The 12,113-nt window shown below is 68.6% G+C and carries 11 protein-coding genes; 7 read left to right on the plus strand and 4 right to left on the minus strand.

The genetic code is table 11. The features are described from left to right. Nucleotides 1–211: 211 nt before the first annotated feature. From AC1RM6_RS29300 to AC1RM6_RS29315, 4 genes are all read left to right on the plus strand, one after another. A complete protein-coding gene (locus AC1RM6_RS29300; RefSeq protein ID WP_493108004.1) occupies nucleotides 212–475 on the plus strand; it encodes a type II toxin-antitoxin system Phd/YefM family antitoxin in 264 nt (87 codons plus the stop codon). 4 nt (nucleotides 476–479) lie between these two features. After that, nucleotides 480–914, plus strand: coding sequence for a type II toxin-antitoxin system PemK/MazF family toxin (locus tag AC1RM6_RS29305; protein ID WP_493108006.1), 435 nt, complete (start codon nucleotides 480–482; stop codon nucleotides 912–914). A gap of 248 nt (nucleotides 915–1,162) precedes the next feature. Next, on the plus strand, nucleotides 1,163–4,546 hold the full coding sequence (locus AC1RM6_RS29310) for a trifunctional glycoside hydrolase family 18/polysaccharide deacetylase/glycosyltransferase family 2 protein (RefSeq protein ID WP_493108008.1): 3,384 nt from the start codon (nucleotides 1,163–1,165) through the stop codon (nucleotides 4,544–4,546). A 188-nt stretch (nucleotides 4,547–4,734) separates the two neighbouring features. Continuing rightward, entirely contained in the window at nucleotides 4,735–6,279 is a 1,545-nt protein-coding gene (locus AC1RM6_RS29315) for a methyl-accepting chemotaxis protein (RefSeq protein WP_493108010.1), read from the plus strand. Nucleotides 6,280–6,435: 156 nt separating this feature from the next. Here AC1RM6_RS29315 and AC1RM6_RS29320 read toward each other — a convergent pair whose 3' ends face one another. From AC1RM6_RS29320 to AC1RM6_RS29335, 4 genes are all read right to left on the minus strand, one after another. Beyond that, nucleotides 6,436–6,681 carry a toxin-antitoxin system HicB family antitoxin gene (locus AC1RM6_RS29320; protein WP_493108012.1) on the minus strand — a complete coding sequence of 82 codons (246 nt, stop codon included), beginning with the start codon at nucleotides 6,679–6,681 and terminating at the stop codon, nucleotides 6,436–6,438. A gap of 166 nt (nucleotides 6,682–6,847) precedes the next feature. Then, nucleotides 6,848–7,711, minus strand: a complete 864-nt coding sequence (locus AC1RM6_RS29325; RefSeq protein WP_493108014.1) for a metallophosphoesterase family protein — start codon at nucleotides 7,709–7,711, stop codon at nucleotides 6,848–6,850. A gap of 38 nt (nucleotides 7,712–7,749) precedes the next feature. After that, nucleotides 7,750–8,439, minus strand: a complete 690-nt coding sequence (locus AC1RM6_RS29330; RefSeq protein ID WP_493108016.1) for a MarC family protein — start codon at nucleotides 8,437–8,439, stop codon at nucleotides 7,750–7,752. A gap of 115 nt (nucleotides 8,440–8,554) precedes the next feature. Beyond that, nucleotides 8,555–9,427, minus strand: a complete 873-nt coding sequence (locus AC1RM6_RS29335; RefSeq protein WP_493108018.1) for an exonuclease domain-containing protein — start codon at nucleotides 9,425–9,427, stop codon at nucleotides 8,555–8,557. A 77-nt stretch (nucleotides 9,428–9,504) separates the two neighbouring features. Here AC1RM6_RS29335 and AC1RM6_RS29340 point away from each other — a divergent pair, with 77 nt between their 5' ends. The 3 genes from AC1RM6_RS29340 (at nucleotide 9,505) to AC1RM6_RS29350 (ending at nucleotide 11,957) form a co-directional block, all read left to right on the plus strand. Beyond that, nucleotides 9,505–10,065, plus strand: a complete 561-nt coding sequence (locus AC1RM6_RS29340; RefSeq protein WP_493108020.1) for a GNAT family N-acetyltransferase — start codon at nucleotides 9,505–9,507, stop codon at nucleotides 10,063–10,065. Continuing rightward, on the plus strand, nucleotides 10,066–10,401 hold the full coding sequence (locus AC1RM6_RS29345; RefSeq protein WP_493108022.1) for a hypothetical protein: 336 nt from the start codon (nucleotides 10,066–10,068) through the stop codon (nucleotides 10,399–10,401). 125 nt (nucleotides 10,402–10,526) lie between these two features. Beyond that, nucleotides 10,527–11,957, plus strand: coding sequence for a M20/M25/M40 family metallo-hydrolase (locus tag AC1RM6_RS29350; RefSeq protein ID WP_493108024.1), 1,431 nt, complete (start codon nucleotides 10,527–10,529; stop codon nucleotides 11,955–11,957). Nucleotides 11,958–12,113: the final 156 nt, after the last annotated feature.

Raw genomic sequence — 12,113 nt, forward strand, 5'->3', positions numbered from 1 at the left:
AACCATGGCCGGATAGGGTCAAGACTTCGTCGACGAACGATGGAGGCGGGTGCGCAGATATCGCCGACGCGTCGCTTCCGGATGGGAGCGGAGAGAACTGGATCGGATCCACCATGATTGCCGTAAAAGGGGCTATGGCGATAACCGCGCACAGAGATTGCGAAAAACGCGTATTTTGTGTATTTCTCTCGTAAATGCCGAGGAGGGCGCAATGACTCAGGTGGCTGCGACGGAGTTCGCCCGCAATTTTGGTCGGTACCGCGAGGAAGCACAGCGTGAACCGGTCGCCGTGGTAACGCATAACCGGATTACTGGCTATTTCGTGTCGGCACGCGACTATGACGAATATCAGCGCCTCAAGGCGGCCGCTTCCAGTGCTCTGGCGGTCGAGGAACTGGACGGCGAGACGTTGAGGGCGCTGGCGGCATCGCGGATGGATGCTCGCCACGATCACCTCGACGCGCTGATGGATTGAGCCCTTGTCGCTTCCCGACCCGGAACCGGGCCTGGTAATCCCTTATGCCTATCTGTGGCGGCACGAGCATCGCAAGGGACAGGAGGAAGGCCGCAAGGTCCGTCCAAGCGTCATCGTTCTGGCGGTGCAAAGGTCCGGGAAGGGTGCTCCACGCGTAACGGTCGCACCCATCACGCACACGCATCCAACGAAGGGGGGCGAGGCAATCGAGCTACCACCCCGCGTCAAACAGGCGCTCGGCCTCGACGACGACCGCTCCTGGATCGTGCTGGATGAGGTCAACCAGTTCGACTGGCCAGGCTATGACATTCGGCCCGTGCCCGGAAGCAAAGATCGGTTCGCCTACGGTTTCATCCCGCCCAGGCTCTATGATCGCGTGATCGGCCGCATCCTTGAGTTGGCCGCGGCGTGGCGTGTCGCGGAGATCTCGCGCGATTAGAGCATTTTCAAGTCAGGTGGAATCACCTGACGGCTCGGAAAATGCGGAAAACAAAGACAATTTAGAGCATGTCCTGATCAATCTGATCAGGACATGCTCTAGTGGCTAAACCGGCCTGGATCCGCCCTAGGCCCGTGCTGCACGTGAGCACCTGATTGAGGAAGCGCCGACACCATCACGATCATAGATAAGCTTTCGTTATCCATATTCGGCTAGGCGCCGCCCGGCACGATAGTGGGGGGCGCACGGTGGACCGACAGATTTTCCATGATCCGACCGGACGGCGGGCGCGGCGCGTCCGGATCGCGATCGGCGTCGCCATCCTGCTGGCGGTCGGCGCGGTCGCGATCCTCGCCGCGACGATCATGACGATGGAGCGGCGGGCGCCCCCCGCCTTGCCCGGCTTTGCCGAACTCGCCCCGCCGACTTTCCAGTCCGCGACCTCCCAGCCCGCGATCCGCCAGGCCGGCTGGCTGCCCGTCGCTGGCACTGCCGCGCCCGCGCGCGCCGCCGGCGAACGGGTCGGCTTCTACATGCCCTGGGACGCCGCCGGCCGCCGCTCGCTCGCGACGCATGCCGGCGATCTCGATGTCGTCGCTGCCGGGCTCGCCCGCGTCCATGGCCGCGATCATCGCTGGAGCTATGCGACCGATCCGCATCTGCGCGCGGTGCTCGCCGACAAGCCCGCGCGGCTGCTGCTGATGGTCCAGAATATCGACGATGCCGGCCAATGGGACGGCGCCGGCAGCGCGCGGTTGTTCGCCGATCGCGCCGCGCGCGGCCGCTTCCTCGCGCAGATCGAGGCCGCGATCGCCGCCGAGGGCGCGGCCGGGGTCGTGCTCGACATCGAATCGCTGCCCGACCGCGCGCATCGCGACTATCGGCGCCTGCTCGCCGAGGCGCATGGCCGGCTCGCGCGCAAGGGGCTGCTGCTGACGATCGCCGCGCCGGTCGACGATGGCGCCTGGGATCTCGCCGCTTATGCCGCGGTCACCGACCGGGTGATGCTGATGGCCTATGACGAGCATTGGCCCGATGGCGCGGCCGGGCCGATCGCCTCGCAGCCCTGGTTCGTCAGGACGGTGTCCGACGCGGTCCGCGCGGTCGGGCCGGCCAAGGCGATCGTCGGCATCGGCAACTATGCCTATGACTGGAGCCGCCCCGGGACCGATGGCGGCGCGACCGAGGTGCTCGGCGTCGAGGACGCCTGGCAACGCGCGGCGGCCAACGGCGTGCGGCCGGTCTTCGACCCGCGCCTCGGCAACAGCCATTTCGCCTATGTCACCGGCGGCGTCCGCCACCAGGTCTGGACGCTGGACGCGATCAGCGCCTGGAACCAGCTCCAGGCCGCGCACGGCCTGTCGGTCGCGGGCATCGCGCTGTGGCGGCTGGGCAGCGAGGATCCCGGTTTCTGGGCCGCGCTCGGCGCCCCCGCCGGGACCGCTCCCGATCTCGCGGCGCTGCCGACCGACGGCGCGGTCCGGCTGGTCGGGCAGGGCGAGGTGCTGCGGCTGGCGCGCCCTGCAGAACCCGGCCGGCGCGACGCCGTGCCCGCCGCCGATGGGCTGATCCGCGCCGCCGCCTATCATGCGCTGCCGACCGACAATCTCGTCCAGCGCGCCGGCACCCGGCGGCGATCGGTCGCGCTGACCTTCGACGACGGCCCCGATCCGCGCTGGACCCCGCGCATCCTCGATATATTGCGCCACGAGCGCGCGCCCGCGACCTTCTTCGTCACCGGCGCCAATGCGCTGGGCGAGCGCGAGCTGCTGCGCCGGATCGTCGACGAGGGGTCCGAGCTCGGCAACCATTCGACCACCCATCCCGATCTCGATCGCATGCCCGAAAGCGCGATCCGGCTCGAGCTCAACATCACCCAGCGGCTGGTCGAAAGCTATACCGGCCGCTCGATGCGGCTGTTTCGCGCGCCCTATCTCGGCGATGCCGAGCCGAACACTCCGCAGGAACTGCGCGCGGCGCGGGTCGCGGCGGCGATGGGCTATTTGTCGGTCGGGCTCAACGTCGATCCGCGCGACTGGACCGACACCACCGCCGACGCGATCGTCGCGCGGACGCTCGCCCAGGTCGAATCGGGCACCAGCGACCATATGCGGCGGATCGTGCTGCTCCACGATTCGGGCGGCGATCGCAGCGCCACGGTGGCGGCGCTGCCGCGCCTGATCCGCGCGCTGCGGGCGCGCGGCTATGATCTGGTCACCGTGTCGCGGCTCGCCGGGCTCGACCGCGACCAGGTGATGCCGCCGCTCGCCGGCACGCAGAAGGTCACCGCGGGCGGGACCAACACCCTGTTCCACGGCCTGTCGGGCGGCGCGCATCTGCTCGCGCTGTTGTTCGTCGCGGCGCTCGCGGTCGGCATCGCCCGGTCGCTGATCCTCACCTTGCTCGCCTGCATCGAAGCGCGCCGTGCGTCCGCGCCGACGCCCGCGCCGCATCTGGTGCCGGGCTTCGTGTCGGTGCTGATCCCGGCGTTCAACGAGGCGCGGGTGATCGAGACCTCGGTCCGCCGCATCCTCGCGAGCACCGGCCCGCGGATCGAGGTGATCGTCATCGACGACGGCTCCGCCGACGACACCTCGGCGATCGTGTCGCGCGCCTTCGGCATCGATCCGCGGGTGACTTTGCTCACCCTCGCCAATGGCGGCAAGGCGCGCGCGCTCAACCAGGGGCTGCGGATCGCGAAGGGCGACATCGTCATCGCGCTCGACGCCGACACCCAGTTCGAACCCGACACCATCGCCCGGCTGACCCGCTGGTTCGCCGATCCCGCGATCGGCGCGGTCGCCGGCAACGCCAAGATCGGCAACCAGGTCAATCTCGTCACCCGCTGGCAGGCGGTCGAATATGTCACCGCCCAGAATCTCGAACGGCGTGCGCTTGCGGCGCTCGACGCGATCACGGTGGTGCCGGGGGCGGTCGGGGCGTGGCGCCGCACCGCGCTCGATATGGTTGGCGGCTATCCGGCCGATACCCTCGCCGAGGACCAGGACCTGACGATCGCGATCCAGCGCGCCGGCTGGCGGGTCGCCTGCGACATCGATGCGGTCGCCTGGACCGAGGCACCCGACAGCTTCGCCGCGCTGTTCAAGCAGCGCTATCGCTGGGCGTTCGGCACGCTGCAATGCCTGTGGAAGCATCGCGGCGCGCTGCTGACCGGCCGCCCGCGCGGGCTCGCCCGCTTCGGCATGCCGCAGGCCTGGCTGTTCCAGATCGGCTTCGCTTTGGTCTCGCCGCTGATCGATCTCGCGCTCGTCGCCAGCCTCGCCGGCACCATGCTCAGGCTGTTCAACCATGGCCTGGTGGCGATGCAGGGCGATCTCGCGGCGATGCTCGGCTTCTGGTGCGCCTTCGCGGCGATCGACATCGCCTGCGGCTGGATCGCCTACCGGCTCGATCCGCGCGAGACCGGCTTCCCGGCGCTGCGGCTGCTGATGCAGCGCTTCGGCTATCGCCAGCTTCTCTACGCGGTGGTGGTGCGTGCGCTGTTCGCCGCCCTCGGCGGGCCGCGGGTCGGCTGGGGCAAGCTCGAACGCAGCGGCCAGGTCGATCTCGGCGCGATCGGCGACCCGCTGGTCGTGCCGGTCGACATCCCCGAAGTCGCTCTGGCGGCGTAGTCGCTCCTTCGTCATTCCGGGCTCGACCCGGAATCTCTCTGCCTTTCGCGGCCAAAGAAGAAGCGAGATCCCGGATCAAGTCCGGGATGACGAGTAAGGGCAGGTTCGATCCGCCCGAAGAACGATTGTTTAACCCCCGCCGACTATGCTCCGCCGCGAGGCCATGCGTGTCGTCAGGGAGTGTTCGAGTGTCCGAGCTGGTGGATCTTGCCCGATTGCGGCGCCGTGGCGCCTTCGCGCTGATCGGGGTGATCTGGATCTGTACCGCGATCATCGGGGTCGGCTGCCTGCGCTCGGCCGAGGGCTGGAACGCGCTGCTGATCGCGCTGCTGCTCGCGGCGCTGCCGACCGCGCTGGTGCTCGGCGGGCGCAACGACACCGCCACCCGGTTGATGCTCGGGGTCACCTTGCCGCTCTATCCGGCGGTGCTGCTGTTCCAGTGGCAGGGCGCCAACTGGCAGATCGACATCCATATGCTGTTCTTCGCGATCCTCGCGACGCTCGCCGCCTTGTGCGACTGGCGGCCGATCGTCGCCGGCACCCTCGTCACCGCGGTCCACCATCTCGGCGCCAATCTGCTGCTGCCGGCCTGGGTGTTCCCCGACGGCGCCGACATCGTCCGGGTGGTGATGCATGCGGTGATCGTGCTGGTCGAAGCCGGGGTGCTGATCCAGGTCGTGCTCCAGCTCGAATCGATGATCAAGGCGCAGGCGCGCAGCCGCGAGGCCGCCGCGAAGATGGAACGCGATGCCGCGGAGATCCGCGAGAGCATCGCGCGCGAGCAGGCGCTGGTGGTCGATGCGATCGGCGGCGGGCTGAAAGCGCTGTCGCAGGGCGATCTCACCCACCGGCTGAACCAGGCCTTCCCGACGAGTTACGAGGCGCTCAAGGCCGACTTCAACCAGGCGCTGAACGCGATCCATATGGTGCTCAAGCGGGTCGCCGAGGCCGCGCACAATATCGACGGCGGCGCCGCCGACATCCGCGAGGCGTCCGACGACCTGTCGCAGCGCACCGAACAGCAGGCGGCGTCGCTCGAGGAGACCGCCGCCGCGATGGACGAGATCACCAGCACCGTCCGCCAGGCCGCGTCCAATGCCGGCCGCGCGGACACGGTCGTCGCCACCGCGCGCGCCGATGTCGAGGAATCGGGCCGGATCGTGCGCGAGGCGGTCGAGGCGATGGAGGCGATCGAACGCTCCTCGCGCGAGATCAGCGAGATCGTCAGCGTGATCGACGGCATCGCCTTCCAGACCAATTTGCTCGCGCTCAACGCCGGGGTCGAGGCCGCGCGCGCCGGCGATGCCGGGCTCGGCTTCGCGGTGGTCGCGTCCGAGGTCCGCGCGCTCGCCCAGCGCTCGGCCGACGCCGCCAAGGACGTCAAGGAACGCGTCACCGGCAGCTCGAAACAGGTCGACATCGGCGTCGCGCTGGTGCTCCAGACCGGCCAGGCGCTCGGCCGCTTCGTCGAGCGGATGGAGGAGATCAGCGGGCTGGTCTCGTCGCTCGCGCGCTCGGCCAACCAGCAGGCCTCGGGACTCCAGCAGGTCAACAGCGCGGTCGGCGACATGGACAACACCACCCAGCGCAACGCCGCGATGGTCGAACAGGCCACCGCCGCCGCCCGCGGCCTCGCCTCGGAGGCGAGCGTGCTGGCCGGCGAGGTCGCCCAGTTCAAGCTCGGCGGGCAGGCCGAGGCCCGGGCAACCGCGACCTACCGCGCGGCGGCCTGAACTATCGCCGCGGGCGGCGACCGCCTTTAGAGCATTTTCAAGTCAGGTGGAATCACCTGACGGTTCGGGAAATGCGGAAAACAAAGACAATTTGGAGCATGTCCTGATCAATCTGATCAGAACATGCTCCAGCGGCCATCGGTCGTGCGCTCGCGATCAGGCTTCGTCGCCGGCCGGCGGCGTCTCCAGTTTCGCTCCGTCGAGGAACGACAGCATATCGCCGGGCTGCGCCTGGCCGGCGCGGCGCGCAAGGAAATCGGCTGCGGTTTCGACCACGCCGATCTTTTGCGCGATGGCGACCGCGATCCACTGGTTCAGCGAAACGCCGTCTTCCTTGGCGAGCCGGGCAGCGGCGTCCTTGACCGATGCCGGGAGCCTGAGCGGATAGGATGCCTTGCTCATGACGCGCTGCCGTCGCCGAACCCGTTCCTCGGCGCGGTCACGATGATGTCCGTGTCGAGAACCATCCTTCGGCATATGCTCCAAGATACCACCCATCATGTGATATCTCAAAGATCGCTCTCCCTGTCCGACCCTTGTTTATGTGCCGTGACAACTGGTGCCCGGTTCACGCGACCCTCAGCGCCAGCGGACTCGCATCAGCGATATTCTCACGGCTCCAGTCGGCGCCGTCGAAGCGATAGCGGACATGGTTGCCGCGCTGGAAGGCGGCGCCGTCCCAGACGATCACCTGCAGCTCGATGTCGTTCGATCCGTTGGTGTGGAACCAGTTGAAGCTTTGCGGCTCGGCGTTGCGCAGCCGGGTCGAGGTCGCGGTGCCGGCCTGGATCACCAGCGCCGATCCGGCCTTCTCGACCATCTTGCGCGCGGATTCGGCGTAGGTGCGGTGGAAATGGCCGGCGAGCGCGATGTGCACACGCGCCTCGCACGCCGCCTGGACCGCATCGTCATGATGGCCGACCGCCTCGGTCAGCTCGCTGCCCTTGCCGATCGGCATCGCGAACAGCGGGTGATGGGTGACCAGGATCCGGGTCTTCGACGCCGGCACCGTGGCGAAGCGCTGATGCATCAGCGCGATCTGGTCATGGTTGATCCGCCCGTCCTTGATCGTCAGCGACCGCGCGGTGTTGAGCCCGAGCACCGCGACCTCGTCATTCTCGAACCAGGGACACAGCTCCTTGCTGATATAGCGGCGATAGCGCTGGAGCGGGGTCGTGAAGCGGGTCACCACGTCGTAGAGCGGGATGTCGTGGTTGCCGGGCACCATCAGCAGCGTAAAGCCGCGCGCGCGCAACCGGCCGATCCACGCCGCCGCCGCCTTGAACTGGTCGATCCGCGCGCGCTGGGTGAAGTCGCCGCTGATGATCACCAGGTCGGGCTGGCGGTCCTGCAGCCATGCCTCGGTCGCGGCGACGATCCTGGGATCGTTGGCGCCGAAATGGATGTCGGAGAGATGTGCGATACGGGCCATGCGGGGGTAACGAGCTGGAGGCGGGCGGGTTCAATCCGCTATCGGCCGGCGCTCCGCACCAGGGTTTCGGCGACCCCGGTTATGCCGGTGATCATGATCTGCACGCCGACGCACAGCAGCAGGAAGGCGACCAGGCGCGACATCACCCGGGCGCCGCCGGGACCCAGCAGCGTGACGACGCGATCCGACCAGCGGAAGCAGAGCCAGATCAGCAGCGCGACGCAGGCGGCGGCCAGGCTCATGCCCCCGAAGAAGGACAGGGTGCCGAGGCCGGTCGACGGTCGCTGGGACGACAATGCGATCGTCACCGCGATCGTCCCCGGGCCGGTGGTGAGCGGCATCGTCAGTGGGAAGAAGGCGACCTCGTCATCCGATTCCTGCACGGGCGCCGCGACCGTCGCCTTGCGCTCCTCGTGCACGGCGGGTTGCATCAGCAGGCCCCAGGCGCGAATGGCGACGACCAGGCCCCCTGCGATCCTGAGCGCCCCCAGGCTGATCCCGAAGAAGTTCAGCACATAGCCGCCGAGCCACAATGACGCGAGCAGCACGAGCGCGGAGTAGGTGGCGACCTTGCCGGCCATGCGCCGGCGTTCCGGCCCCGATCGCCCGATCGTCACCTCGTTGAAGATCAGCGCCGCGCCGACCGGATTGACGATCGAGAACAGCGCGGGGAAGGCGAGCAGGAAGGCGCCGACGACGCTGCCGAGCGGGAGGGGGCTCAAGTCCACGACACCATCCTGCGATCCCCTTGCCAGCAACCCGCAACCTACCGGGATTACCGCGATATTGGCAATGTGCGCGGCGTTTCACGGCGGGGTCGATCATCGGGATGGCCTTCGTCGGCTAGATCCGCTCCCGCAGTTCGTCCTCGGTCAGGATCGCGATCGGCCGGCCGGCTTCGCGCAACTCCTCGGCCCGGCGATAGGCTGGGCTCAGATGGACGAACTTGCCGAACGGCTGATCCCGGCCGACGACCAGCATCGTCGTGGTCTGTCCCACCGACGACACCAGCCGCGCGCCGGCCTGGGCCAGCAGCTCCGCCAGCTCACCGCCGCGCGCCGCGGCGATGACGGCGACGCGTTCGCCCTTGAGCGGGCCGTCGGCGGCGGGTTGGGGCGGGGGCGGCTTGGCGGCCTTGGGCGGGTTCAGCCAGCCGGCGAGGTCGATGCCGCTGTGCTCGCTCGCCCGCACGATCACCATGCCGGCGGCGCGGGCATCGCTGAGCGCGTCATGATGTTTGTGGCGCAGCCCCAGGAAACGGGCGAGCTCGCCGAGCCGGTGGCTCTTGAGCTCGGGCCAGGCGCGCTTGGCGACGCGCACGCTGTCGAGCCAGCGCGTCTCGATCGGCGGCCGGTCGTGGACCCGGCAGGCGGCGGCGAGCGCGCCCTTGTCGAACGCCGAATGGGCGACGGTGATCCGGCCGGCGAGATGCCCGTCGATCACCGGATGGATGTCGGCGAAGCAGGGCTGGTTCATGATATGGTCGGCGCAGATGCCGTGGATGCGGACGTTGAACGGCGAGAATTCGTCGCGCGGGTCGACCAGCGTTTCATAGGCGAACACCTCCCGCCCGTCGCGGAAGCCGACGATCCCGACCTGGCAGATGCTGCTGACCCGCGCGCAGGCGGTCTCGACGTCGATGACGACGAAGTCGGGCGTAGCGGCCTCGGCGGCGGTCGGCGCGGCCAGTCTGGGCGATGCGGTCTTGACGCTCATCGGCCCGCCATATCATGGCCGGCGCGGATCGGTAGAGGCGTTCGCGCCACGAAAGGGCCGAAGCGAAAGGATGCCGGATGTTTGCGCCAGCCAGCGATAGCGACCTGCCGGCGATCGTCGCCCTGATGAACCGCGCCTATCGCGGCACCGGCCCCGCGGCGGGCTGGAGCACCGAGGCCGACTATATCCGCGGCGACCGCACCACCGAGGCGCTGCTGCGCGCCGACATCGCCGACAAGCCCCAGGCGTCGCTGCTGGCATGGCGCGAGCGGCCCGATGCGCCGCCGAGCGGCTGCGTCTGGCTCGAGCCGCTCGGCGACGGCAGCTGGTATCTCGGCTCGCTCGCGGTCGAGCCCGGGCAGCAGAATGGCGGGCTCGGCCGCACCCTGCTCGCCGCCGCCGAGCGCTGGATCGCCGATCGCGGCGGACGGCGGGTGCGAATGTCGGTGGTCAATGTCCGCGACCGCCTGATCGCCTGGTATGTCCGGCGCGGCTATCGCGAGACCGGCGAGACCAGCCCCTTTCCTTATGACGATACCCGCTTCGGCACGCCGCTGCGCGCCGATCTGTCTTTCGTGCTTCTCGAAAAGGCGCTCGGCGAGCATAGCGCTGGCGACGCGAAGACGGAGACGGCTTGAATGGCACCGGCAATCCACGAGCAGCTGATCGAGCTCGCCACCCAGGGTGATGCGGCCTGGTTCGCGAAACATCCCGATCGCCGCATGCGCATCCGCAACGCGGTGCCGTCGGAGTTCGAGGACGATGTCGACCAGGCGCCGGCCGGCATGGCCTGGCATACGCTCGTGCTCGAGGCGCAGCCCGGCGCCCGGCTGCGCCAGCCGATCGCGCTGCCGGTCGGCACCGACGGCGACGCGATGACCGACGAAACCCTGTTCGGCCTGTTCATCGAGGTTTCGCCGCCGGGCGCGAAGCAGCTCGTCGCCAAACTGCGCGCGGCGAAACTCGCACGCTGACGCTGCGCTGGCGGCTTGTCGGCGCGCGATCTTTTGTCCAAAACCGTGCCGACATGCCGCCGCAGAAGCGCCTCCGCTTTTCCCTGACGATCCGCCTTTCCCCGACACAAAGGACCGCCCCCATCATGAAGGCTCGCCGCCGTCACGCCGTCACCCTTGCCGTGTTGCTCGCAACCGTTGCGGCAGCGCTTCCGCTCCAGGCCGCGACCCCTGATCCGCGGGCGGGTGAGCCCGCCTTCCGCGCGCTCTACAAGGAACTGGTCGAGACCGATTCGAGCTGGCCCGACGGCAGCTGCACGCTGGCGGCCGAGCGGATGGCGGCGCGGCTGACGGCGGCGGGCTATCCGGCCGCCGATGTCGTCCTGATCGTCGATCCGGCGCATCCCAAGGAGGGCAATCTCTCGGCGATCCTGCGCGGCAGCAATGCCAAGCTCCCCGCCTTGCTGCTGCTCGCGCATATCGACGTGGTCGCGGCCAAGCGCGCCGACTGGACCCAGGACCCGTTCACCCTGATCGAGGAAGGCGGCTATTTCCGCGCGCGCGGGGTCTCCGACGACAAGGCGATGGCGGCCTCGTTCACCGATGCGATGATCCGTTTCCGCCAGGAGGGCTACAAGCCCAAGCGCACGATCAAGCTCGCGCTGACCTGCGGCGAGGAGACCGAGAAGGCGCTGAACGGCGTCGAATATCTGCTCAAGAACCGGCCCGAGGCGCTGTCGGCGGGCTGGGCGCTCAACGAGGGCGGCGGCGGCTCGCTCGACGAGAATGGCAAGCCGGTCAGCAACGGCGTCCAGGCCGGCGAGAAGACCTATCAGGACTACACCTTCACCGTCACCGCGCCGGGCGGCCACAGCTCGCGCCAGGTGCCGCATTACAACGCGATCGGCTGGCTCGCCGAGGCGCTGGCGCGGGTCAACGCCTATGACTTCCCGGTCGACCTGACCCCGGCGGCGAAGGCCTATTTCGGCGCATCGGCGCCGCTCTATCCGGGCGCGGCATCGAAGGCGATGGCCGCGGTCGGCACCGGCCAGGCGACCGCGGCCGACTATGCCGTGGTCTCCGCCGCGAACCCGAGCTGGAACGCGACCCTGCGCACCACCTGCATCCCGACGATGGTGTCGGGTGGCCATGCGGTGAACGCCCAGCCGCAATCGGCGACCGCCAACATCAACTGCCGGATCATCCCGGGCGAGTCGGTCGATGCGATCCTCGCCAAGCTCACCGAACTGGCCGGCGATCCGAAGATCAAGGTGACCCTCGCCGATCCGCCCCAGCCCTTGTCGGCGCCGCCGCAGCTCACCCCGCAGATCATGGGGCCGATCGAGGCGCTGACCAGGGAGATGTGGCCCGGCGTGCCGGTGATCCCGCGGCTCGCGACCGGCGGCACCGACGGCCGCTTCACCAACGCCGCGGGCATCCCGACCTATGGCGTCTCGGGGCTGTTCGCCGATCCCGACGGGCAGGGCGTCCACGGCCTCAACGAGCGTATCCGGGTCAAGTCGCTGATGGACGGCCGCGCCTTCATGTACCGGCTGGTCAAGCTTTACACCGAGTGAAGCTCCGCGGATGCGATCGATCCGGGTTGCCATCGGCCTCACGCACCTATCCCGGATCGAGGCGCATGAGATTCGGAAGAGAATAGAAATCTGATCCGAAATGGATCGTCTTGGCAGGTGAATGATATTCGATAGATATGATTGCCCAATAAATCT

It is taken from the genome of Rhizorhabdus sp. GW822-FHT03C02 (genome assembly GCF_058801765.1).

Excerpts from the sequence above, each read along its gene's own strand:
- AC1RM6_RS29300 (WP_493108004.1), top strand. The coding sequence starts at position 212 with ATGACTCAGGTGGCTGCGACGGAGTTCGCCCGCAATTTTGGTCGGTAC.
- AC1RM6_RS29320 (WP_493108012.1), bottom strand. The coding sequence starts at position 6,681 with ATGAGCAAGGCATCCTATCCGCTCAGGCTCCCGGCATCGGTCAAGGAC.
- AC1RM6_RS29325 (WP_493108014.1), bottom strand. The coding sequence starts at position 7,711 with ATGGCCCGTATCGCACATCTCTCCGACATCCATTTCGGCGCCAACGAT.
- AC1RM6_RS29335 (WP_493108018.1), bottom strand. The coding sequence starts at position 9,427 with ATGAGCGTCAAGACCGCATCGCCCAGACTGGCCGCGCCGACCGCCGCC.
- AC1RM6_RS29340 (WP_493108020.1), top strand. The coding sequence starts at position 9,505 with ATGTTTGCGCCAGCCAGCGATAGCGACCTGCCGGCGATCGTCGCCCTG.
- AC1RM6_RS29345 (WP_493108022.1), top strand. The coding sequence starts at position 10,066 with ATGGCACCGGCAATCCACGAGCAGCTGATCGAGCTCGCCACCCAGGGT.
- AC1RM6_RS29350 (WP_493108024.1), top strand. The coding sequence starts at position 10,527 with ATGAAGGCTCGCCGCCGTCACGCCGTCACCCTTGCCGTGTTGCTCGCA.